This is a genomic window from Suttonella sp. R2A3 (assembly GCF_021513215.1).
Lineage (GTDB): Bacteria > Pseudomonadota > Gammaproteobacteria > Cardiobacteriales > Cardiobacteriaceae > JAHUUI01.
In genome coordinates this window covers 149,773-173,897 of sequence record NZ_CP090975.1, presented here as the reverse complement: position 1 = coordinate 173,897, position 24,125 = coordinate 149,773, and the positions used below count along the sequence as shown (strand labels likewise).

Below are 24,125 nucleotides of genomic sequence, written 5' to 3'. Positions count from 1 at the left end.
CTAGCGAGCATCGCTTCATTCAATGACCAACCAGCCATCCGAAAAGACGTTGTTCAGCGCTGTGCTTATTGCTCAGGCCACTCAATGCCTTCAAGCAGTTCAGCCAGTTCGCCGTTTTCGTGCATCTCGATGATGATGTCACAACCGCCAACCAGTTCTTTATTAATCCACAATTGCGGAAAGGTTGGCCAGTCAGCATATTTTGGCAGCTCCGAACGAATCGCTGGATCTTGCAAAATATTGACGTAGGCAAACGGTTGCCCTTCATTTTTCATACATTCCACAGCTTTCGCTGAAAAGCCACACATCGGGAAATCCGGTGTCCCTTTCATGTATAACAAAACCGGGGTTTGTTCGATTTGTTGTTTGATACGCTCGATTGTATCCATTGATTACCTCTTAGATCATATTTAATTCAATTTTGGCGCGTAGACTCATCATCTCTATGCGCCACGGTGGATCCCATTCCATCTCAACGGTGCACCTTTCCACACCATCGACCGATTCAACAGCATCACGCACCCAATCGGGCATGATACCAGCGACCGGACAGCCAGGTGCTGTCAGCGTCATCCGCACCATCGCTTCGCCTGTTTTTTTCTCGTATTGCAATTCGTAAATCAATCCGAGCTCGTAAATATCAACAGGAATCTCTGGGTCATACACTTCTTTTAACGCCAACACCATATCGCGCTCTATCGGCGATAAAGTGGGGTCATTTGCGTCTTTTTGAAAGGGGACTTCATCAAGTTCCATTATCGTTCCTTTAACTATTTACCTAAACATGTACGCGCATGCTGCTAACAAAGGCATGATTTTGTATCCTCATCGCCCTACTCTGTTTTGACGCTGTCTTCTTTATGCAATGCAGCATCCAACGTATGCCAAGCCAATGTGGCGCATTTCACTCGCGAAGGATAATCGCGTACACCGACTAAAACCGCTAATTTACCCATATCGATATCAACCGGTTCTTGTCCGGTGACAATGTCATGGAATTGATCGTAGAGCTGTTGAAATTCAGTGAGCGTTTTACCACGCGCCAACTCGGTCATCAACGAAGCTGAGGCCTTAGAGATTGCACAACCATCACCAATAAAACTCACCTCATCGATCACATCGCCCTCAAGCTGCACATACACTTTGAGGTTATCGCCACATAGTGGATTATGCCCGGTGGCGCTATGCGTGCAGGGATCAAGCGCATGAAAATGACGGGGTTTTTTACTGTGATCTAAGATCACTTCTTGATATAGGGTTTTTAAAGGATTCATAAACTCTCAATCAGGCAAATAGTGCCTGCGTCGCTTTGACGGCTTCAATTAATTGCACGACATCCCGCTCATCGTTATATGCGGCAAAAGACGCACGGATTGTGGCCGGAATACCAAAAAATTGCATGACTGGTTCAGCGCAATGATGCCCGACACGCACGGCAACGCCCATCTGATCAAATACCGTGCCTGCATCATGAGGATGCACCTCATCTAACACAAAAGACGTGACTGCCGCTTTATGCGCTGCACGTCCAATAATATGCACACCGGGCAACGCATCTAGCGCAGCTTCAGCTTGAGCGCACAGAGCCTCTTCATGGCTGGCCAAGCGCGTCACATCTTGTTGAGTTAGCCAATCAATCGCCGCGCCCATACCGATCACTTCAACAATCGGCGGTGTGCCGGCTTCGAATTTGTGTGGTGGTGGTGCGTATTGCGTCTTTTCAAACGACACCGACAAAATCATATCGCCACCGCCTTGATACGGCGGCATCGCGTCAAGCAGGTCTTTGGTTGCATAGAGCGCACCAACACCCGTCGGACCATAAAGCTTATGCGCTGAAAACACATAGGCATCACAGCCAAGCGCCTGTACGTCAACCGGCAAATGAGCCACCGCCTGCGCACCATCAACAATACTCACCACACCGGCTGCTTTTGCTTGGGCAATCAAAGGCGCAATGTCGTTAATCGTACCAAGCACATTCGAGACATGAACAATGCTGAAAATCTTCACCCCATCAAGTAGTGCGGTAAAATCTTCGGTAAGCAATTCACCGCGCTCATTCATCGGCAGCACAACCAGTTCAGCACCAAAACGTTCACAAGCCATCTGCCAAGGCACGATATTCGCATGATGCTCCATCGCACTCACCAACACTTTATCGCCAGGCTCAAGCAATAGCTGTCCTAAGCTACTTGCGAGCAGATTTAATCCGTCGGTTGTTCCTTTGGTAAAGACAATCTCTTGTGATGAGCGTGCGTTTAATAAAGACGCCACCTTATCACGCACCGCTTCATACCGTGCGGTGAGACGCTGTGAGAGTAAATGCACACCACGATGAATATTGCTGTAGTCGTTACGCAGGCAATCATCCATCGCTTGAATCACTGCGTGTGGTTTTTGTGTACTCGCCGCGCTATCTAAGTAAGCCAGTCGCTCACCATGAATGCGCTGCTTGAGCACAGGAAATTCATCACGCAGATCAATCATGCTCGGTCCTCGACCAGAGTTCGCTAATTGCGCTGTGCATCGCCTCATCGAGCGCACGGTGCTCAAGCACGACCGCTTCATGTAAAAAGCTCGCAATCAGCATATTTTCAGCAGTTGCCTTGTCGATGCCACGGCTTTGTAGGTAAAACAACGCATCCGGATCCAAAAACCGACCGTTGAGCCATGCGCACATTGTACGTCATCGGCATAAATCTCCAAACGAGGCACACTGTGTGATTTCGCGGTAGTACTTTGCAAAATATAGCGGCTATCTTGTTTAGCATCAGTTTTTTGCGCACCGTGGGCGACATAAATCATCCCATCGAAGATACCAAATGAGGCATCGTTAAGCGCACCGCGTACCACTTGTTGACTCGTGCAATGCGCAGCCATATGACGCACATTAACGTGATAATCACCAACGGACTCGCCGGTTAAGCATTGCAGGCCACCGAAGGCAAAATGCCCTTCTTCACCGTGTAAAAAGGCATTCACATCCAAGCGTGCTAACGCGCCACTGTGCATCACCGCATTGATGTGCACATTTGAGCGTGCCTGTTGGCTTACTAGCACATTCGCTAATTGCACACTTTCAGCAGCACCATTAAGCCACAATGCAACATCACATTGGCTATTCGCTGCCGCATCTATTTCGAGTAACGGACATTGCCCGCTTTGCTCGCCAACGTTCATATCTAACCACAAAGCAACTTGTGCATCTTGGGCAACGCGTACCCGAACTCGCGCACATTGCAGCACTTTTTGATACTCACTCAGATTTAGCGCGATGATTTCTTGCGAGCTAAAGCCTTCTGGAATACTGATCTCAAGCGTATCATCGAGTTGCGCAATATTAAGCGCGGCAAATGGCGCATCAGCGAGCTCAAGCCAGGCTTGATTGACGGTTCGATCAAGGTTTTCTTCAACGCCTTCCGGCACACTTAGCTGATAATCAGCGGTGCTAAAATTCCAGGCTTTACTGCGCAGCGCTTTTAACGGCGTCCAACGCCATGATTCTTCTCGGTTCAACGCCCCATAATCACGCCAGGTTTGCCAAGCTGCCGTACTGTGGTCGTGAGTAGATTTGGGTGATAATTCGGCAAAAAGTGATTGCGTCATAATGCCTCCTTAAGAACGCACCGCGCCGGTTTCTTCACCGCGGAAATCTTGGTATCCGCGTTCTTCCAAGGCAATCGCAAGATCTTTATCACCAGTTTCAACAATCTGTCCGTTGATCAGCACATGCACCACATCAGGCACAATATGGTCTAACAAACGCTGATAGTGGGTAATCACTAAAAATGAGCGATTCGGGTCACGTAAATCATTTACGCCATCAGAAACGACCTTAAGCGCATCGATATCCAACCCTGAATCAGTCTCATCAAGTACTGCTAATTTTGGCTCCAATACCGCCATTTGCAGGATTTCATTACGCTTTTTCTCACCACCAGAAAAACCAACGTTCACCGGCCGGCTTAAAAAGGATTCATTCATTTTCACCGTTTTCATGCGTTTTTGCAGCAGCTCATAGAACTCCATCGCATCAACTTCCGGCTCACCAGCATAAGCACGCTTCGCATTGAGTGCCGCTTTAAGAAAATACATATTGCTAACCCCAGGGATTTCTACCGGGTATTGGAACGCCAGGAACATCCCCGCACAGGCGCGTTCTTCAGGGTCCATCTCCAGCAGGTCGCGCCCCATATATTCGATACTGCCTTCGGTAATCACATACCCTTCACGACCCGCGATCACATTAGCGAGCGTCGATTTACCGGAACCATTCGGTCCCATAATTGCGTGCACCTCGCCAGCGCCAATCTCAAGATTGACCCCGTTTAAAATCTTATTGCCTGTTTCTTCGATTTCAACGTGTAAATTCTTAATACTTAACATTTTTATATCCTTGTGCGTGGTTTTAACCGACGCTGCCTTCTAATTTCAATTCAATCAAACGCTGTGCCTCAACGGCAAACTCCATCGGAAGCTCGTTGTACACATCTTTACAAAATCCATTGACAATCAAACTCACCGCGTCTTCTTCGCTCAAGCCGCGCTGCATACAATAGAAAATCTGATCTTCACCAATTTTTGCGGTGGTGGCTTCATGCTCAACTTGCGCAGTCGGATTCTGCGTCATCAAATATGGGAAGGTATGTGCACCACAATCCGAACCAATCAGCAAAGAGTCACATTGTGAGAAATTACGCGCGTTCTCAGCGCCTGGTTGGATGCGCACCAAACCACGATAGGCATTTTGTGCATGACCTAATGAAATCCCTTTCGAGATAATCGTCGATTTGGTGTTTTTGCCTATATGAATCATTTTTGAACCGGTATCGGCTTGCTGGTAATCGCGCGCCAACGCAACCGAATAAAACTCACCCACTGAACCATCACCGCGTAATACGCAACTGGGATATTTCCAAGTGATCGCCGAGCCGGTTTCTACTTGAGTCCAGGAAATCTTACTGCGATCTCCAGCGCATAAGCCACGTTTAGTGACAAAGTTATAAACCCCACCAACGCCGTTTTTATCACCGGGATACCAGTTCTGCACCGTTGAATATTTTACTTCTGCATCGTCATAAGCCATGATTTCCACCACCGCAGCATGCAGTTGGTTTTCATCACGTTGTGGTGCGGTGCACCCTTCGAGATACGACACATACGAACCCTTATCAGCCACAATCAGCGTTCGTTCGAATTGCCCAGTGTTCGCTGCGTTGATACGGAAATAGGTGGATAATTCCATCGGGCAACGTACACCGGGTGGAATATAGCAAAACGATCCGTCGGTAAAGACGGCTGCATTGAGCGCGGCAAAGTAGTTATCACGTGCTGAAACCACCGTGCCGAGGTATTTTTTCACCAGTTCAGGATGCTCTTGTACCGCTTCTGAGAACGAGCAAAACACAATCCCTTCTTTAGCCAAGCGTTCCTTAAAACTGGTGGCTACTGAAACCGAATCAAATACTGCATCAACCGCCACACCAGCAAGCATTTCTCGCTCTTCTAAAGGAATGCCAAGCTTTTCATAGGTGCGCAATAATTCTGGATCAACTTCATCCAAGCTTTTTGGCCCATCACCAATCGATTTTGGCTTAGAAAAATAAGACACCGCCTGGTAATCAATCGGTTCGATATTGAGGTGCGCCCAATCAGGTTCTTCCATCTTCAGCCATGCGGCATAAGCCTTCAAGCGCCATTCAAGCAGCCATTCAGGCTCTTTTTTCATCGCTGAAATATGACGAATAACGTCTTCATCAAGCCCTGGTGGCAACGTTTCCTGGTCAATTTCTGTTTCAAAACCGTATTGATACTCGGTTTCAGCAATTTGTTTTAACTGTTCATTACTCATGACAACCCAACATTTTTATTTTCCATATTTTTCATTTCTGCCAATGTGCGTCCGGCAAGCATTTGCGTAATATCGTGATTAAGCTGATGCCAAAATGGGCTAATACGACAATGTGGCGCTAGCACACAATCCACCTCACCGTTTGCACATTCCACCAGCTCTGGCTTACCCTCCATGGCATGCACTACATCCAGCGCAGAAACGCTTTGTGGATTAATCGCTAAACGATAACCGCCATAAGCACCACGCAAAGACGATAAAACCCCCTCTTTAACGAGGCGTTTAAGTACTTTGCTGGTTACCGGTATCGTGATGCCCGTTTTTTCTGCTAATGCGGTTGCTGAAAGCGTGGTATCAGGGCCTTCGAGCAAAATGCTTAGCAGCATAAAAGCATATTCTGTTTCTCTGGTAATTCGGATCATAATGCACTAAATCGAACTAAATACGTACTATATAGTTTTCGCCCCTTCCTTGCAAGTCGGCGAGCTGATTTTAGTGATATATTGGATTTATTTAAGATAATAGCCATCAAGCAACTACTCGCACCAATCAAACAGATCTGTTCGATTACAAGCGTGGCGCATTATGCCATAATCTCCATTCAACGATAAACATAAACGTCAAATGGCGTATGTTAGAATGGTGTTTTTGCTTGGATAGTTTATGAATCCTGTTTTACGTTCATTGGGTTGGTTATTATTGGCGGCCGTGATTTTCATTCCCTCATGCATTGCCATATTTAATTGATATGAAACGTTTTCTTCGTAATCTAAAATTACAGTATTTGAGCCTTCGTGGCAGCAGTTTGTTTTTGTTTCAAGCGCCTTTGTGGTTAGCTGTGCCTTTTTCGTTACTGCGTGGGCAGTTTATAAAAAGTATCGCCTTACTCGCGGTAATTGGTTGTATCAGCTATGGTGCGGTGTTAACGCGTAATTATTTCCTACAATGCCGCGATAATTTAATCAAAAACAACCGTGAAGTGGCTGATAACGATCAGCGCCAGTTGGCGATGGGCTTTGTTGCGCTCGGTGTGTTTTGCTTGGTCGTGATTATCACTCGTCGTAGCCCACTGATTGGTGTGTTTAGCGCGGCTCTGGCTGCGGTTGGTTACTACCTCAATTATATCATCGGTGCCTGGCAAGAACCCACTGAAGGCATCGCGCCTCCGCCTGAGCCTGAAACCCTTGATCACCTCACCCCAACCCAGCGCGAGATGCTCAGTAACGCACAAGATTATTTACGCCGCATGCAACGCATTGGTGAACATTTGCGTGATGACGAAAACGGCATCTATTTAGCGATGCGTTTAAAACAAATTGCCCGACGTGGCCAGCAGTTACTCACTGAAATCACCCCCAGTGCTGAAAAAATTCGCAAAGTCCGTACGCTGCTGGTGATCCATTTGCGCGAAGCAGCAACGATCGGCGAGCAGTTCACCCTGCTCGCTTCAGAAAAAAGACTGCAATCGCGACAACAATTCTCTGCGTTATTAGATACAATACTTAACGAAGTCAATCAGAAACATGATGTCCTTAGTGACGCGCAACAGCGCCGCTTAGACATTCATATGCAAGTACTACAAGACCAACTGAAAGAGTCAAAACACCATGAATGAACAAACCACGCTAGAGCCAGTTGAAACGACCACGCTCGATCAAACACGGGTCAGTGAGATCGCAAACACCATTGATCTGCACAACACACAGAGTATTCTTGAATTTGGTTTTGACGCACAAAAGCAGCTCACCGAAATTTCTGATCAAATGCTGCTTGATGTAAAAAGCAAAGACAGTGGCGCGACTGGTGAATTGCTGAATAAAATGATCGGCGTATTACGCGGGTTTCAAGGTGAAGAAACCGGCCTAAATAAAAAACCGGGCTTTTTTGCCCGTTTATTTGGCAAAACACAGGCTTCTTTTGAACGTTTTCTCAGCCGTTTTGATACCGTCAGCGATCAAATCGATCAAATCAGCAACCATCTTGAAGAACAAAAGCAAACCCTATTAGTGGATGTAAAGTCCTTAGATGCGCTTTATGACGCGAATTTAGACTATTATCGTGAGCTTTGTCACTACATTGCCGCTGGCGAAAGCGCACTTGAAAAAAGCGATACGGTTGTGCTGCCGCGTTTACGTGAAGAAGCTGAAGCCAGCGATGATATCGCCGCCGCACAACGTTTACGCGACCATCAAGAACGCCGTGATGAACTCGATCGCCGCCTACACGACCTGCGTCTTACCCGGCAAGTGGCGATGCAGGGCTTGCCAAGCATTCGCCTGTTACAAGAAAACGACAAAGGCTTGGTGAATAAAATCAACACCACCCTGATTAACACCGTCCCACTCTGGCGACAGCAGCTCGCACAAGCGATTGCGATTCACCACGCACAAGATGCCGCTGATGCGCTTAAAGCCAGCAGTGATTTGACCAACGAATTACTTGAGAAAAATGCCACCAATCTCCAGCAAGCTAACCGCAGCAGTCGTGAACAGATTGAACGTGGTGTGTTTGATATTGAAAGCATTGAGCGCGCTAATCAAAATTTGATTAACACCATAGAAGAAAGTATTTCTTTACACGATCAAGCGCGCAATCAGCGCCAGGAAGCGGTAGGTAGATTGGATGCCGCCGAACGTGCATTAAAAGACAGTTTGACTAAAGCCAGCCAAGTTTCGAGGTAAGTATGTTTACATGGAAGAATTTATTAAATGCCTTACGCGGAGAAAAGACCAACGGTCCACTCTCAAGCTTTCTTGGCGAAGAGGATTTGGCGGTTTGCCAAACCATAAACTTAAAGCGCTATGAACCGACGCTCATCGTCCCCAAAAAACAATGTGCGACGATTGACCAAGGTGCTGATAACGCCAAATTCTACCCTGCTGGGGAACACGCATTAAAAGACTTAGCGCAAGATAAAGCCAAGGTCTTATTTATCCGTGAAGGTGCTCAGTATCAAGGATCGTGGCAGCTCGATTATCAGGATCACTTCAATGAGCGCCTAGCCCTTTCCGGCGAAGGCACGCTATTGATTAGTCACTGCGACCAATTTGCCTCAAACTGTCTGGCTGACCCTGAATTTCGTGATCAGCAATCGCTACAACGCTGGCTCAGCAAGGCGATTGAGCATATTTTACGTAACCAACGTATTCCTTGCCAGGATATACACGCCAAAAACACCCGTTTTGCCCAATTTTTACGCGATACCTTAGCGATTTATTTTCGCCCCAAAGGGTTAACGCTGGAGAATCTGTCATTAGATATCCAGGCGGTGGTCGATGAGCGTGAACAAAGCGATCATGATGCGGCAAGTGAGGAAGCAGCGCCAGCATCAACCCATATGGTCATTACGCAAAAAACCACCCCTGAAAAATTGTTTTATCGCATTTTTCGTGGCCAACAACAAGGTCCACTCAGTGCGGTTGAGGTACAAGCGCTGATTGATGATGGCACCCTCCGCCGCCACGATTTGCTATGGCATAAAGGGCTTTCTGCTTGGTCTAAAGCCGAAACATTTGATGTTTTTGATTGGTCATAACCGCCCCAATCATGGTGCGTACTGTCTTATGCTGGGCTTTGCTAATCACCACAAGGCTTGCTCTAGCTGATGATGTAACAGCCGGTTTATGGCTGTGTAGTGACCCGAGCGGTGTTGATAATGTGGTCAACACCGCCAATCGCCCTACTGATCAAAACTGTCGCCCTTATAGCGCTAATGCGCTAAAAAAGCCGTCACACGCTACCACTACATCTGCGCAAAAACCAACCTCCCCCAGTGTGCCACCAAGCCCCCCAGTGCCATCAGCTACCAAGATTCAGCTGCACTATGCCGATATGACCCAGGCACTGGCTTTCGATCACCCTGCGCAGACAACCCACCCATCAACCACACCGTTATATAAAGCCGACGTACAAAAAATTTACGCCTGTGAAGTGAATGGTCAGCAGCGCATTGTGGAACGCAAACAGCTGCCTAATGAGGATTGTGTGGTAATGGGTGCTAAGGGAGGGAGTGTTGCAGCGCTTATGGCCGAGCCCAGCCAAAAGCCCCCCCAGAAACTGAACAACCGACAGCTATCACAAAGCGCAATACGCGCATCTATCTCTGCCAAGACGGTGGTACGCAAAGCCTGATTGAAGCCAGCGAAGCCCCACATGCGCAGTGCACGGATATGGGCGGCATTGGCGATAGAACACAAGCTGATCGTCAACCGTTTGCTGAGAGCTCTTCAACCAGTCAGCCTGTCAGCCTCAATAGCGCACCAAATAACACATCGGTTGAAGCAACAGACTCACCACCAGCAGATATCTACAAATGTTTTGACCATGAAAACCTACCAACCTATGTAAATGCCGCAGATCGCGCTAATTTTCACCATTGTCAGTTTTTCTCACGCTCTTTTGCCGGCGTTACCGAGCAGCTTCGCCAACAAGCGCAAAACAGCGTAGCCCCCGCTCGTCCGATTCAAGAAACTATTGGCCCACGGTTAACCTGCAGTGGCGCGGGTAGCGTGAGCTTTCGTGGGCAAGAACGTGAATTTGAGTGTGCGGATTATTCATACAATTACAGCCCAGGCTCCACGGGGGGCGATATTCAATTCGGCACACAATACGCGGCTGTAGCGGCATACGATCAGGATTATTTAGCCACTGCTGGTAGCTGTGGCGGGACAATCACTAGTGAAAACGGCCGTGTATTGCATCTTGAGCCAACAAAAGACTGTCCACCGGCGCTGATTGTCGAAGCCAGACGGATTGCACAAGCAGTCCATGATGACCTTAATATCAAAGTCAGCGGCGCGTTTTTAGCCAGACAACAAGGCTTTAGCGCACAAATCAATCAAATTGCTGCAGATGTGGGCGTTGATCCCTTCTTAGTTCATGCGGTCATTTCTGCAGAATCTGCTTATAAACAACGCGCGATTTCACACGCTGGTGCGCAAGGTTTGATGCAGTTAATGCCCGCCACTGCAGCGCGTTTTAATGTTACAGACCCCTTCCATAGCGGGCAAAATATCCGCGGCGGAACGACGTATTTAAAATGGTTACTCAAAGAATTCAACGGTAATCTTGAGCTGGCGATTGCCGGCTATAACGCTGGTGAAGGTAATGTGCGCAAATACGGGTATAAAATCCCGCCATTTATCGAGACCAAAGCGTATGTGCCCAAGGTACTGCAATACTACGGCAAATATCGCGCTAATCCAGCGCAGGTCGGTTTATGAGAATACTCACCCTATTTATCGCCTTAATTGCCTTACCCGTATTTGCCGGAGAAAGCTGTGGCAGCTATGTTAAAGATGGCAAAACCCATTTGATCCCCTGTGATTATGGAGAGAAGCTACCGACCAAACGCAGCTGCCATGCCGTCATCATCATGGTGGGTAAAAAACACATCTTCAAACAAGTCTGTGAAGAACAACAGCAGCAACAAAGAACCATCCAAGTGGTCGAACCAAGTGGCGCATTTAAAGTGCGGATGAGCCAATATAAAGCGTTGGTTAATAGCTTAAGCGCTGAACACGGCATTGATAACGCGCTGCTCCATGCCATTATCACCGTAGAATCGAGCTATCATGCTGATGCGGTCTCTGAAAAAGGCGCTATGGGGCTGATGCAATTAATGCCAGCCACCGTTGACGCGTTGGGTATTGAAGATCCCTATGATCCACAGGAAAATATCAACGGTGGCATCCAGCAAATTAAGGTCTTGTTAAAACACTACAATGACGATGTACAACTTACTTTAGCCGCTTATAATGCAGGCATCGGAGCCGTCAAGGCGTATCAAAATACGATACCGCCATACCCCGAAACCAAACATTACGTCAAAACTGTGCAAACCTACCAGCAGCGATTTTCAACTGACTGGCAAAACCATATTCAGGATGAACCATGAAAGCGATGCTTTTCTTTCTTTTATCAAGTGCCTTACCACTGCAAGCACAGGAACGCTTGCTTAGCGCTGAGCAAGCCATTGAACAAGGTGCAGCGCTCGCACAATACGATCATTTTCGCGGCCACCCACTCTATCCATACCTAGAATACCGCGCGTATCGCAAACAAGTTGACCAAGGCTTTCTTACCGATGATTTAGCAGTATCCACCTTTTTGAAAGAGCATCCGGATGCACCCTATTCAGGCTGGCTCGCGGAACACGCTTTCCCGCTATGGCTCAAGCAAGGCAACTATAATGCGATTATAAACGCGTGGCATCCGCATCTCGCTGATGAATCGATTGAGTGTGAATACCGCCTAGCCCAGCTTGCGAATGGCAACACGCAACAAGCCTACAATGGTCTCGATAGTTTATGGTTATCAGCTAAAAGCATTGACGCTGCTTGTGACCCGTTATTTGCTCGGGCAAAAAGCAGCGGCGCACTGAATAACGAAAAAATAAAAGAACGTTTTTTCCTAGCTACACGCGCAAATAACAATGCCCTGGCAACCTATCTTGCTAATGAGCTAAGTGGTTCAGAAGGTACTGCGGCCCAGCAATGGATGCGTGCGGCGAACAGTGATAGTGCAAATGCAGCGTTAGCGATTAACAATCCATTTTGGCAACAAAGCGCACTCGCCTATATTTTGAGCCGTGATGCCTTTAAATCCACCGCTAGCGCGGCAAACATGGCGTTTACCCATATTCAAAGTAGGGTTGGCGATGCAGAGCTTGAGGCGCAGCTGTTTAACCGCCTGACTCGAGCCTTAGCGCAAATTGACGACCCGCGTGCAATAAAGGCGTGGCAAAGCATTCCATCAGGCTCGCATGATGATAATACCTTCTATGATTTACTCGCGTATTTCCTGCGTCAACACGACTGGTCGAGCATTAAACAAACCTTTAACAACAATCTTAGCCCAACACTGGCGAATAAAGCAGAAGTACAGTACTGGTTAGGGAAAGCCTCTGAACGCCTCGGCCAGGACGCACAAAGCCGCGCGCATTATCAAAAAGCCGCCACCCAACGCGATTTTTTTGGTTTTCTCGCTGCGGAAAAGCTCGGTCAACCTTATGCCTTTAACGACCGCTCGATTGCGGCCAATCCTACCGTCCGTGCACGCGTGATGGCGAAACCAGAAGCCTGGCGTATGCTGAGCTTTGCGCGCATGGGTTTAGATAATCGCGCGCTAAACGAATGGCAAGGCCTGCTTAAAGGCTTAAACGAACAAGAGCGCCAACAAGCTGCAATGGTTGCCAGCGACCTTAACTGGCACATTCAGGCGATTGTGACTTTAGCTGACCTTAAATATTGGGACGCGCTAAGCACTCGTTTTCCGCTGGAATACGAAACGAAAATTCGCGCGTTAGCGACCCAACATAACCTATCGCCAGCAACGATCTACGCGATTATTCGTAAAGAAAGTATTTTCCAACCAACTATTAAGTCTCCTGCAGGTGCGCTAGGTCTGATGCAAGTGATGCCGGCAACAGCACGCGATACTGCAAGACGCTATGGTATCTCTTATAGTGGTAGCCAATCACTGATGGATGTGAACACCAATCTGACCATTGGCACACAATACTTAAGCGATCGTCTGAATGAATTTGGTCACCTTGCTTATGCGGCAGCGGCGTATAACGCCGGACCGCATCGTGCACGCCGTTGGCTCAGTGGGCACCCAGGTTTGCCACTTGATGAATGGATCGCACAAATTCCCTTTGTCGAAACCCGTGATTATGTTAAGCGCGTGCTTGAATACGAAAAAGTCTATCAATACCGCTTAGCGATCCCTTATACCACTTACAGCAGCGCACGTGTTCAGGCGTGGTAACGGAGACCGATATGTATAAAATTTCGCTATCATTACTCACTGCCGCCTTGCTTGCTGCCTGCTCGAGCGCACCTCAGCCTTCACGCATCGCGCAGGTTAGCGATCAAGCAGCGATTGCCCAACTACCCAGCGTCAATTTACCAATCAGTGCGAGCAAGTGGAGCCAGTGGCAATGTCCACGTGGTGAAACCTTACGCACCCGCTACCAGGATAGTAACGCGCAGCAGCTCATCGTCGTTCACCAGCAGCGTGAGTACGTACTCAAACGCCAGGCAAGCACTAACCCGATCATCTATAGCGATGGACAAACCGGGTTTTACAGCAATGGGTATTATGCCGCGCTAGGCAAAGCCTACAGCGATGAAGTTCGCGTTGGCGGGTGTATTCCCCCACGCTAAGTAGATCATAGGCTGAAGCTAAAAGAACCCTCAGCCTTGATGGGTGATCACAACTTTAGCCTTGATCTCTTCGATCTCGGCAATTGACGGCAGAGAGATACCCTCTTTTTCGATAAATCTTATATTATCTAAGGGTGTTATAGATATTTACCCCACGTTGTTATACATCACAACGTGGGGTAAATTTGCGGTTGATTGTTCCGTTATAACGAATACACAAATTTACCAACCGCAGAAACGCCCCGGCGGTTACCAAAACTGCCTTGGGCACCTAAATTAATAGATAAGTTCTCATTGGGTTGTAAATTAAATCCTGCGCCAATTAATCCACTGCTGCCTTTTAAGGTCGGCTCCGGCATAGCAAAACCCAAAACCTTCCCTTTGGCAGTGCCTCGGAATTCGTGTTCCCAGGCAGCATTGGCATAAACCTGGCTCTTTTCACTAATGGCATATTGATAACGTGCCCCCAATTGACTGCGTAGTGAAGTGATATTTGCAAAACTAAAGGTCGAGCCGGCAATCTTTTTATTCAGACTGCCATAATTCGTGTAAAACAAATTCACATAAGGGGTTAGTCTGTTTTTCTTATCCATGGCAAAGGTTTTGCCCACACCAATATTTGCACTAATGTAGGTGGATTTATCATCAAAGGTCGTGGGGGTTCCTGAGGCATCAACCAGATCGGCACTAAAATAATCCAGTTTGCTTTTACCAACCCGCAGACCTGCGTCAATAAACCAATCATTGTCGAATTGCTGTTTTGCCAACATGCCCAGCCCATAATATTGAGTGTCGCCACTGGCATGAACGTTGGGACGATTAGCAAAGTCGTTATAGCTGTCGTAGTTGCCTTTACCGTATTCAGCAAAGCCACTGATCATAAGGGTGCCACTGCTGTTGGCAATGCCTGTGCCGGCACCGAGTAAGAGATGGGCACTGTTGACATCAATATGCGAGCCTGTATTAGTGCGGGTCTTATCGCCACCTACAACAGCAAAAAGCTTCACTCCATCGTCTTGTGTGATTTCGATCAGGTTACTCATGCCTTTACCGTTGGCAAGATCACCCCCGCGATTAATCGTTTCAACCGCAGCTAAACGGGCTTCAAGCAAAGATTTGACTTGTGGATTAACTCCGGTAGGTGCTTTAGATAAGGTAGCAATCAAGGTTTGATCGTCTGGTTTTGTAATGGTGAAATCATATCCCACAGCAATACCCTGCATGGCAGTAACGGTATTGGGCGTATCCGCATCGGTTAATAATGTACCTGTGGCATCGCTTTTATGGATAAGCACGACTTTATCGCCTTTCTTCAGCACGGTATCACTGCCTTCAATGCCTATGCCGACTTTGCTGCCTGTGATATCGGTATCTGACGTATCACTCAGGGTTAAAAACGTGGCACCATTTGCTGTGTCTTTTTGTACATAAAAATGCAGGTTTTCAAAGTTAGCAATGTTTTTTACCTCAATACCGGTGGTGTGTAGATTCAGCGTATTGCCCTTTGTAACTTCGTTTGTGCTGTAGATATTCGAATTATACCCACCATAGAGAACAGTATTTACACCAAAAGTTGGATTGCCCGTGCTGCCTTTTTTAATGGTGATGGTATTGTCGGTGTTATCTCCATCATGAGATACCCCACCATAAACAAACTTAACATCTACCGCACCACCGGAGATAGTAACGCTGTTATTACTGGCATTGCCATTAACAGAATACCCGCCGTAAACCTTATCACCAAGATGCCCTCCACCTACCTCACCACCAGAGATAGTGACGCTGTTATTGGCAGAACCAGCAATAGAATACCCACCCCAAACAAAACCTTCTACCGCACCACCGGAGACAATGACGCTGTTATTGTTGGCGAATTCGTGAAAAGAATCCCCACCGACAACATTACCACCTACCGTACCACTAGAGACGGTGACCGTATTATCGGTGACATCGCCACGGGCATACGCGCCTAAAATACTAGCGTCTACCGTACCACCAGAGACAGTGACACTGTTTTTCACGGCTCCACCGCGTAGAGAATACCCACCGTAAGCACTTTTTTTTACCGTACCACCGGAGACAGTGACACTGTTATCGGTGGCATTACCATTGCCATCAGAATACCCGCCATAAACATGATTTTGTACCATACCACCAGAGACAGTGGCACTGTTTTTCACGGTATCATTGTCTTGAGAATACCCACCGTAAGCAATTTCATTTACCGTACCACCGGAGACAGTGACACTGTTATCACTGGCATAACCGTAAAAAGAAAACCCACCGTAAGCTCTTTTTATAATCCCACCGCTTTGTATGTCTACCACACCGCCGGTGGCGGCAGCGTTTCCGGTGTTTACTAGCACACCATAGGCAATATTACCAGTCTGGTCTGAATTAATGATAGTATCAGCTAAGGTTGTGGCGCTAAAACCCAAACAGGCCACAGCAATCGCTGAAGCCAATAAGGGCCTTCTGTATCGTAATAAATAACATTTATGACAATCAGCTATCGAAGAAAGGTATAAAATTTTACTCATCGGCTCCACTTCCATGTGTTTAAGTGTTAACGTGAATTAACACAATTGTTGCCCAATGCTTTTACAACCACTTTATCATAGTAATTGATTTAAATAAATCCAATATTTTCCAGATGTTATCTTATATGTCGTGACGGCGGTGTTCGCCTATGGTCAAGCCAGCGAAGCGAATTTGTACATGCGCCTGGCGCAACTTGGTCTTAACGCACAAATTGTGACCACACCAAGTGTTCTGTTAAGCGGCGGCGAACGTTTAAAAGGCGCCCTTGCCTGCATACTCTATGACGAGTCGCCACCGCAACTGCTGTTGTTTGACGAACCGAACAACCACCTTGATCTACCTTCCACAGAAGCATTGGAGAGCATGTTGCGCAGTTACCAGGGTACGTGACTTGTCGTGTCACACGATGACTTATTTCTTAAGAACCTCGAACTGACTAATCGTTCGCTCGCCACCGAACAAGGCTGGCGTCTGCAGGCGCTTTGCTGAATATGTCATCTTCGGCTTGCGATAAAATTCACCTTTCGCGGCGTTTTTGAACGCCAACGCGCGAAGCAAGCTGGTCCCTATAGGATCATGCTTGATGGGTGATCACAACTTTAGCCTTGATTTCTTCAATCTCGGCAATTGACGGTAAGGAAATGCCGACTTTTTTGATATTCGCCACACTGTATGAGGTTGAGGTACGGGCGATTTCTTCGAGCGTACGTCCGAACATTATCCCACGTACGATGCCCGCAACCATCGCGTCCCCTGCGCCTACAGTGCTCGCAACCTTTACTTTAGGCGGTTGCGCATGCAGCGCTTCGTCTTTGCGCACAAACCACGCACCACGCGAGCCCAACGATACAACCGCGAGCTCAACGCCTTTATCAATAAAGCGACGAGCTTCGGCAATAATGTCTGCATCGCTTTCCAACGTGCGCCCGACTAGATTTTCCAACTCGTGAATATTGGGTTTGATCACTTGCGGCAAAATATCGGCTTTCATCAGCTCATCTAAAGCTTCATCACTGGTATCAACCACCACCGCACGCGTGCGGTCATGATAGCGTTTGACCATATCTGCGTAATAGCTTTTCTCTAAATCCGGTGGTAGTGAGCCGCCATAGACTAAAATCGTTTCTTCATCGACCATCGCGTCAATGAGTTCAATCAGCAAGGTGCGCGCTGCTTCACTCACGCTGTGCCCCGGCATATTAATGTCGGTGGTTTCGCCATTACTTTCATCGACGATTTTGATATTACGTCGTACATCACCCGGCACACGAACAAACTGATCTTCCAAGCCATTTTTATTGAATTCACGGCAAAAGTGGCCATCGTTATTTTGCCCCATCCAGCCAGTAACCGTACACGGCACACCAACCATCGCCAGGTTAATCGCCACCGTCAACCCTTTACCACCCGGAGTTACATCCATCGATTGCCCACGGTTGACAACCCCACGCTGCCAACCCTTGGCATGCATGGTTAAATCAAGCGCTGGATTCGGTGTTACAGTAATAATCTTGCTCATCAAAATCCCCTAAATCATTCTTCACGGGCAAAAAAACGCAGACATTCTTCGGCAAATGCGTCGCTACGCCAGGTATTACTCGCGGTAATATGGGTAGCATAAGGCATCACCCACAATCCCGCCTTAGGGATGGTGTGATACATATCAAGCACATCGTCTAATGGCGCCACAGGATCACGATCGCCGACAATCAAAAGCGTCGGTGCGCTAATCTGTGCCAAATCGTCTAACTGGTGATTGTGGGTTGAGGTTTCAGGATCGAGTGCTTCGGAAACCCGCGCAATGACGTCTTCCCAGGCATCAACCCCACCTTGCGGTTCGTGCAGCTTCGATAACCATTTATGCAGACCAAATTGTCGCCAATAACCTGGATCAGACATATTCTGTGTTTGCGCATGGGTTGCTTGGTTTTTGCGGTAGGTGATGCGATAAATCACCAGCTTTTTAATCCGCTCGGGATAGTTGAGTGCGAGCCACAGCGCCACCGCCCCACCCATCGACGAACCACAAACATGCGCTTGCTCAATCCCAAGCTCATCGCACAGTTCAATAACCGCTTGCCCCATCATCGCAATCGTTAAGGGCTCATCCTTAAGCAATGAACGCCCATGACCGGGTAAATCGGGCACAATCACCCGATAGCGCTTAGCCAGCGCAGGTATTTGTGGCTGCCATTCTTCACCAGCCATACCGCCGCTATGTAACAACAATATCGGCTTCCCTGAGCCGTGTTCCTGATAATAAAGCATCGTTAATCCAGTTTCTTCATGATGTAACTCATCACATACGACAGCGTTTTTTCTCGACCGTGTACCGCATAATACAGCTCGCCTTCATCAACAGTGGCACGGTGAATACGCTGCACCACAATCGGTTTATGATAAGCAATTAAAATCCGATCGCCTTTTTCCAATGGCGTTGCTGCATTCGGCAGTAAAATATTTTGATCCCCTCGCTGAAGTAATAAAGGCAATGCATCTTGCAGCGTTTCTGGTTCGTGCGGATGCATCCACAGGCTTTGTAGGCGCAACAAATGACCATTATCAAGCTCTCTATAAACCGCCGGCGCATAATCATTCTCAACCCGCAAAATATAATGCGACGGGTTGTGTTTACCGGAAAGTTTAGCAATACGCTCGAGTAATTTTTTACCCCACGCTTCATCTTGATGACGAACCATCAGCAAAAACCGACTGAGCAATGGACGGGCAATCTCGGGAAAACACTTGCTGACGATCAAATCCGCTTCTTCCATCACCCGATCAAAGCCGGCAGCACTAAACAAACGGTGATCTGAACTACGGTTCTGTTTACCCACCACAAACAACGATGGATGCATCGCTTTGGCAGTCATCGCAATCGATAAATTTTCTGGATCATTGGTACGCCCGGCAACAATCGCCTGTGCCCGGTCAATTTTTGCTTCCCGCAAGGTCACCGCTTCCATCCCTGTGCCCTTAACGCGTGTTTCGCTCGGGTTAGCATCTTCATAGATGACCACATTGTCCACGCCTTCAAAATCGAGATAACGCTCGAGGGTTTTCCCTAAATTATCATAACCACAAAGCACCCAACGCCCGGCTGGTGGTTGTGGTGAAGGATCAAATGGCGCACCGGGTTCAGCATGGATCAGCTCGATCAAATGCGCAATCGATGGTCGTCGCAAACCAATCGTCAAACGTTCGGCAAAAATGGCATTAGAATTGAGCACTACATCGGTATTAAACGAGCGCGCATTAGCACTCCCTTGACGGGTAAACGTGCGGCACACCACTTTAAAGCGTGAACGATCGGTCGATAATAAACGTGCAGCTAATGCTACTTTAATATTCACCGCTTCATTATCTGTAATCGCAATCACTGCGCGACAATACGGCGAACGAATGCCGGATTTTTCTAATAATTCAACGTTTTTAGCATCCCCTGCAATCGCTAATACGCGGTGCAATGCAGGATCGAGCGCCATACGGTTAACCCGGTTTTGATCACTTTCAATCACTACACATTCGTAGTCATCGGCTAAGAACATATCAACCAAACGGCGTCCGGACTCACCAAAGCCACAAATCAACACAAAGCGTTTATTTTGCTTGGCCACCCGTCGTGCAAAGCGGTTTTCTTCCAGCGCATGCTGAAAGGTCGCATCTTGCATGAGCCCAATGATTTTCCCCGCTGCATAAAGCCACGCTGGCACGGTGTAATAGATACTAAAGGCGACCCAGATTCGCTGCCAGTCAGAAAATGGTACCGGAACCTCACCATAGCCAATCGTGGTTGCGGTATAACTCACCCAATAAAACGACTGAAAGACGCTAAGAAAGGTCATTTCGCCGTCTTCACCGACCATCGGGATCAGCGACATACCCAACACAGCAACGCTATAGGTGCCGAGCACTACCAGCGCCGGGCGGCGCACTTGGCGAAGGATGAGATAGATAATTTCGTTCACGAGTTAACCCCGTTTAACGCCGAAGCGTTGCCACCTCAATAACCACTAGAACAACAGATACCAGGTTGGCCACTAAAGCCCCCATGGTGAACGAAACAATCGTTGATAAGGTCGAGGCGTCAAGCATTCCGACGCTAAACGTCCATACGCCAATCGCGATCAAGAGCTGTACGTCGGCAACCAGCGAGGTAGCGAGCAACAACGCGCCTAAATGCGAGCGATCCCCGAATTTCAAAATGGTACAGACAATACTGACCACAAACGCGAGATAGAGCTCAATCTTGTCGTGATGCTCAGGATTATCAATCGAGCCATAGACAAAGCCCACATTCAATGTCAGCGCTAATAAAATAAAAAAGCTAAACCATACTCGCTCACTGCGCATCGTGTTCCCCTTAACCGCGTCTCAAAACAGAATCTCTATTGTAACGAAAGCGCACGCAAGATATAAGCTTTTACGTGCACAAGCCTATAATATCGAAATTTTTCAGCACATGGGCTCTGATTATGAGCCTCAAACTAGCGAATATAACGCTTATGATGCTAATTGCGACCGCTGCTTTTTAACCTGCGCACGCACTTGTTCCGGTGCTGTACCGCCAATATGGTTGCGCGCTGCCACCGAGCCCTCTAAAAGTAATGACTCGTAGACATCTTCTTCAATCAACTCACAAAGCGCCTGTAAATCGGCCAGTGGCAAATCCGCCAAATCACAGCCTCGATCAATCGCCAGCCGCACCGACTTACCGACCACTTCATGCGCATCACGAAACGCCACACCTTTACCGACCAGATAATCGGCCAAATCGGTAGCGGTTGAGAAGCCTTGTGCGGCAGCGCGCAGCATATTCTCGGCATTAGTTTCCAGCATCGGCACCATGTCAGCAAAGGCGCGCAGACAGTGGCGCAAGGTTGTGATGGTGTCAAAAACCGGTTCTTTATCTTCCTGGTTGTCTTTGTTGTACGCCAACGGCTGCCCTTTCATCAGCGTCAGCAGACTGAATAAATGTCCGTACACCCGACCCGTTTTCCCACGCACCAACTCCGGCACATCCGGGTTCTTTTTCTGCGGCATGATCGATGAACCGGTACAAAAGCGATCCGGAATATCAACAAAGGCAAAAGCACTGCTGTTCCACAAAATGAGTTCTTCACAAAAACGCGATAAATGCATCATCGTGATGCTCGCCGCGGCGCAAAATTCAATCGTAAAATCACGGTCAGAAACTGCATCGAGCGAGTTTTGACACACCCCATCAAAGCCAAGTAGTTGCGCGCTATACTCGCGATCAATCGGATAGGTGGTGCCGGCGAGCGCAGCCGCGCCTAAAGGCGATTGATTGAGGCGCTTACGACAATCCTGTAAGCGCTCAAAATCGCGCTTGAGCATTTCAAACCACGCCAATAAATGGTGACCAAAGGTAATCGGTTGGGCGACTTGTAAATGGGTAAAGCCTGGCATGATTGTGGTCGCTTCACGTTCAGCAACGTCTAACAACCCCTGCTGCAAGCGAACCAGTTCGGCGCTGATTTCATCAATCTGCGAACGTAAGAATAAACGTAGATCGGTGGCAACCTGATCATTGCGTGAACGACCGGTATGGAGTTTTTTACCGGTTATACCAATGAGTGCGGTTAAACGCTGTTCGATGTTCATGTGCACATCTTCTAGCGCTACCGACCAGGCAAACGTTCCAGCAGCAATTTCAGAACGAACTTGTTCTAAGCCGCTACGAATCTGCGCACCTTCTTCTTCGCTCAATATGCCTTGTTTCACCAACATCGCCGCATGGGCTAATGAACCATCGATATCTTCTTGCGCCATTTGCTGGTCGAAATCAACCGAGGCAGTAAACGCGGCAACAAACGCATCGGTGGATTCTTGAAAACGCCCACCCCAGGCACTATTGGTTGTGTGTTCAGACATTGTGATACTCAGTAAAAAAATAAAAAAAGCCTCACAGCCCGTAAGCTATGAGGCATGGTGTGACACCTTACAACAAGCTGCGTTTCATGTCACTTAACAGTTGACCGAGCAACACGGTCATCCGTGCAGCCAGTGCGCCATCAATCACGCGGTGGTCATAAGACAGTGATAACGGCAGCATCAGGCGTGGTTCAAACTCTTTACCATTCCACACCGGTTGCATGGTTGAGCGTGAGACGCCCAAAATCGCCACTTCTGGTGCGTTAACAATCGGCGTGAAGTACGTACCTCCAATTCCGCCAAGGCTGGAAATAGTCATCGATGCACCTTGCATATCGCTAGGGCTCAATTTACCGTCTCGTGCTTTTTTGCTCATCGCCATCAAGTCTTCGGAGAGTTCATAAATCCCTTTTTTATCGACATCACGAACCACCGGCACAACCAGACCATTGGGTGTATCAACCGCAATCCCTAAATGAATATATTTTTTCATGATTAGCGACTGTTTGTCTGGCGATAAGGATGCGTTAAAGCGCGGCAGTTCTTGTAACGCTTTCGCCAGCGCTTTCATCAAAAACGCCAACATTGTCACGCGTACGCCCTTTTTCTCGGCTTCAGATTTCAACGCTTTACGGAACGCTTCCAAATCGGTGATATCAGCCAAATCATGCTGGGTGACATGCGGTATATTCAACCAGCAACGCGTCATCGCCTCACCAGTGAGCACATTAATGCGTGACAGCTTCTGCTCTTCAACCTCACCAAATTTGGCAAAATCCACCGCAGGAATCGCTGGAATACCACTACCTTGCGCAACCTTCGCACCACCACCGGCTAAGGCTTGCTTGATAAAGTCTTTCACATCTTGCTCAACAATCCGTCCTTTACGGCCACTGCCTTTAATTGCGCCCAAATCAGCGCCTAGCTCACGCGCAAAGCGACGCACTGAAGGACTGGCATGCGCTTTAGAAAACGCTTGTTCATCAACTTTTTGCGCTTTAGCTTGTGCTGGTTGTGGTGTTTCGGGCTTACTTGGCGCAGGTTGTGCTTGTTGCGTTGATTCGCTCTGTGTAGGTTTGGTCGATTGTTTAGCAGGTGCTTGAGCTTGAGCATCCGCACTCGCGGCACCTTTAATCTTACCAATCACATCCCCACTAGAAACCTTATCGCCAACCTTAACGCTTAGCTCAATAATTTCACCAGCTTGCGGTGCTGGCACATCCATAGAAGCCTTTTCAGACTCCAAGGTAATCAGACCTTGCTCCGCCTCAACCTGATCCCCAACAGACACGTTGATTTCAATCACATCAACCGCATCTTCACCAATATCCGGGATGACCAGATCGTGCGATTGACCACCTGATGCAGATTTGGCCGCTGGTTTATCAGCAGCATCTTGCGCAGGTTTGTTTTCTTTAGCGTTTGAACCAGCTTCATCGATTTCAGCGATCACATCACCGGTGCGCACTTGATCGCCAACTTTGACCAAAAGCTTGGTAATTGTCCCAGCAGCTTCCGCCGGAACATCCATCGATGCTTTTTCAGACTCTAAGGTTAATAACGATTGATCAACGCTAATCGACTCCCCTTCGCTGACCAACACCTCAATGACATCAACCGCATCTTCACCAATATCTGGCACACAAATTTGTTTACTCATCATTTAA

The 24,125-nt window shown here is 47.9% G+C and carries 24 protein-coding genes and 1 pseudogene; 9 read left to right on the top strand and 16 right to left on the bottom strand.

The window, feature by feature from the left end; genetic code table 11:
• Window positions 1-65 precede the first annotated feature (65 nt).
• From grxD to L0B52_RS00825, 9 genes are all read right to left on the bottom strand, one after another.
• Entirely contained in the window at window positions 66-389 is a 324-nt protein-coding gene (gene grxD / locus L0B52_RS00860) for a Grx4 family monothiol glutaredoxin (protein WP_235064651.1), read from the bottom strand.
• Window positions 390-399: 10 nt separating this feature from the next.
• Window positions 400-756 (bottom strand): iron-sulfur cluster assembly protein, encoded by a 357-nt coding sequence (locus L0B52_RS00855; RefSeq protein ID WP_235064650.1) that lies wholly within the window; start codon window positions 754-756, stop codon window positions 400-402.
• A 77-nt stretch (window positions 757-833) separates the two neighbouring features.
• Window positions 834-1,274 (bottom strand): Fe-S cluster assembly sulfur transfer protein SufU, encoded by a 441-nt coding sequence (gene sufU / locus L0B52_RS00850; protein ID WP_235064649.1) that lies wholly within the window; start codon window positions 1,272-1,274, stop codon window positions 834-836.
• A 10-nt stretch (window positions 1,275-1,284) separates the two neighbouring features.
• Window positions 1,285-2,490, bottom strand: a complete 1,206-nt coding sequence (locus tag L0B52_RS00845) for an aminotransferase class V-fold PLP-dependent enzyme (protein ID WP_235064648.1) — start codon at window positions 2,488-2,490, stop codon at window positions 1,285-1,287.
• Complete coding sequence (locus L0B52_RS09595; RefSeq protein ID WP_260088702.1) at window positions 2,483-2,683, bottom strand: SufD family Fe-S cluster assembly protein; 201 nt, start codon at window positions 2,681-2,683, stop codon at window positions 2,483-2,485. The genes L0B52_RS00845 and L0B52_RS09595 overlap by 8 nt, the downstream gene beginning before the upstream one ends.
• Window positions 2,587-3,609, bottom strand: coding sequence for a SufD family Fe-S cluster assembly protein (locus L0B52_RS09590; protein WP_260088698.1), 1,023 nt, complete (start codon window positions 3,607-3,609; stop codon window positions 2,587-2,589). Before L0B52_RS09590 ends, L0B52_RS09595 begins: the two co-directional genes overlap by 97 nt.
• Before the next feature lie 9 nt (window positions 3,610-3,618).
• Window positions 3,619-4,389: a Fe-S cluster assembly ATPase SufC gene (gene sufC, locus L0B52_RS00835; RefSeq protein WP_311195340.1), complete on the bottom strand. Its 771-nt coding sequence runs from the start codon at window positions 4,387-4,389 to the stop codon at window positions 3,619-3,621.
• A gap of 22 nt (window positions 4,390-4,411) precedes the next feature.
• A complete protein-coding gene (gene sufB / locus L0B52_RS00830) occupies window positions 4,412-5,854 on the bottom strand; it encodes a Fe-S cluster assembly protein SufB (RefSeq protein WP_235064647.1) in 1,443 nt (480 codons plus the stop codon).
• Entirely contained in the window at window positions 5,851-6,276 is a 426-nt protein-coding gene (locus tag L0B52_RS00825; protein ID WP_235064646.1) for an SUF system Fe-S cluster assembly regulator, read from the bottom strand. Before L0B52_RS00825 ends, sufB begins: the two co-directional genes overlap by 4 nt.
• Before the next feature lie 389 nt (window positions 6,277-6,665).
• Here L0B52_RS00825 and L0B52_RS00820 point away from each other — a divergent pair, with 389 nt between their 5' ends.
• Genes L0B52_RS00820 through L0B52_RS00785 form a run of 8 tightly spaced genes read left to right on the top strand, consistent with a single transcriptional unit; the run spans window position 6,666 to window position 14,022 of the window.
• Complete coding sequence (locus L0B52_RS00820; protein ID WP_235064645.1) at window positions 6,666-7,469, top strand: 5-bromo-4-chloroindolyl phosphate hydrolysis family protein; 804 nt, start codon at window positions 6,666-6,668, stop codon at window positions 7,467-7,469.
• On the top strand, window positions 7,462-8,535 hold the full coding sequence (locus L0B52_RS00815) for a toxic anion resistance protein (RefSeq protein WP_235064644.1): 1,074 nt from the start codon (window positions 7,462-7,464) through the stop codon (window positions 8,533-8,535). The genes L0B52_RS00820 and L0B52_RS00815 overlap by 8 nt, the downstream gene beginning before the upstream one ends.
• A gap of 2 nt (window positions 8,536-8,537) precedes the next feature.
• Entirely contained in the window at window positions 8,538-9,389 is an 852-nt protein-coding gene (locus L0B52_RS00810) for a DUF4339 domain-containing protein (RefSeq protein WP_235064643.1), read from the top strand.
• Window positions 9,390-9,400: 11 nt separating this feature from the next.
• Entirely contained in the window at window positions 9,401-9,985 is a 585-nt protein-coding gene (locus tag L0B52_RS00805) for a hypothetical protein (protein ID WP_235064642.1), read from the top strand.
• Between the two features lie 38 nt (window positions 9,986-10,023).
• Window positions 10,024-11,076 carry a lytic transglycosylase domain-containing protein gene (locus L0B52_RS00800; protein ID WP_235064641.1) on the top strand — a complete coding sequence of 351 codons (1,053 nt, stop codon included), beginning with the start codon at window positions 10,024-10,026 and terminating at the stop codon, window positions 11,074-11,076.
• Window positions 11,073-11,750, top strand: a complete 678-nt coding sequence (locus tag L0B52_RS00795) for a lytic transglycosylase domain-containing protein (RefSeq protein ID WP_235064640.1) — start codon at window positions 11,073-11,075, stop codon at window positions 11,748-11,750. Before L0B52_RS00800 ends, L0B52_RS00795 begins: the two co-directional genes overlap by 4 nt.
• Entirely contained in the window at window positions 11,747-13,624 is a 1,878-nt protein-coding gene (locus tag L0B52_RS00790; RefSeq protein WP_235064639.1) for a transglycosylase SLT domain-containing protein, read from the top strand. Before L0B52_RS00795 ends, L0B52_RS00790 begins: the two co-directional genes overlap by 4 nt.
• Before the next feature lie 11 nt (window positions 13,625-13,635).
• Window positions 13,636-14,022 (top strand): MliC family protein, encoded by a 387-nt coding sequence (locus tag L0B52_RS00785; protein ID WP_235064638.1) that lies wholly within the window; start codon window positions 13,636-13,638, stop codon window positions 14,020-14,022.
• A 203-nt stretch (window positions 14,023-14,225) separates the two neighbouring features.
• Here L0B52_RS00785 and L0B52_RS00780 read toward each other — a convergent pair whose 3' ends face one another.
• Window positions 14,226-16,562 carry an autotransporter outer membrane beta-barrel domain-containing protein gene (locus L0B52_RS00780; RefSeq protein ID WP_235064637.1) on the bottom strand — a complete coding sequence of 779 codons (2,337 nt, stop codon included), beginning with the start codon at window positions 16,560-16,562 and terminating at the stop codon, window positions 14,226-14,228.
• A 157-nt stretch (window positions 16,563-16,719) separates the two neighbouring features.
• Between L0B52_RS00780 and L0B52_RS00775 the strand changes: the two are divergent.
• Window positions 16,720-17,052: pseudogene (locus tag L0B52_RS00775) on the top strand (ABC transporter ATP-binding protein); the annotation flags it as partial.
• A gap of 85 nt (window positions 17,053-17,137) precedes the next feature.
• Here the strand turns inward: L0B52_RS00775 and pfkB are convergent.
• From pfkB to aceF, 6 genes are all read right to left on the bottom strand, one after another.
• A complete protein-coding gene (gene pfkB / locus L0B52_RS00770) occupies window positions 17,138-18,082 on the bottom strand; it encodes a 1-phosphofructokinase (RefSeq protein ID WP_235064635.1) in 945 nt (314 codons plus the stop codon).
• 14 nt (window positions 18,083-18,096) lie between these two features.
• A complete protein-coding gene (locus L0B52_RS00765; RefSeq protein ID WP_235064634.1) occupies window positions 18,097-18,831 on the bottom strand; it encodes an alpha/beta fold hydrolase in 735 nt (244 codons plus the stop codon).
• A 2-nt stretch (window positions 18,832-18,833) separates the two neighbouring features.
• Window positions 18,834-20,531, bottom strand: a complete 1,698-nt coding sequence (locus L0B52_RS00760; RefSeq protein WP_235064633.1) for an NAD-binding protein — start codon at window positions 20,529-20,531, stop codon at window positions 18,834-18,836.
• 13 nt (window positions 20,532-20,544) lie between these two features.
• Window positions 20,545-20,916, bottom strand: coding sequence for a DUF6394 family protein (locus tag L0B52_RS00755; protein ID WP_235064632.1), 372 nt, complete (start codon window positions 20,914-20,916; stop codon window positions 20,545-20,547).
• A 150-nt stretch (window positions 20,917-21,066) separates the two neighbouring features.
• A complete protein-coding gene (gene argH / locus L0B52_RS00750; RefSeq protein WP_235064631.1) occupies window positions 21,067-22,458 on the bottom strand; it encodes an argininosuccinate lyase in 1,392 nt (463 codons plus the stop codon).
• Between the two features lie 67 nt (window positions 22,459-22,525).
• Window positions 22,526-24,121 (bottom strand): dihydrolipoyllysine-residue acetyltransferase, encoded by a 1,596-nt coding sequence (gene aceF, locus L0B52_RS00745; RefSeq protein ID WP_235064630.1) that lies wholly within the window; start codon window positions 24,119-24,121, stop codon window positions 22,526-22,528.
• Window positions 24,122-24,125 lie beyond the last annotated feature (4 nt).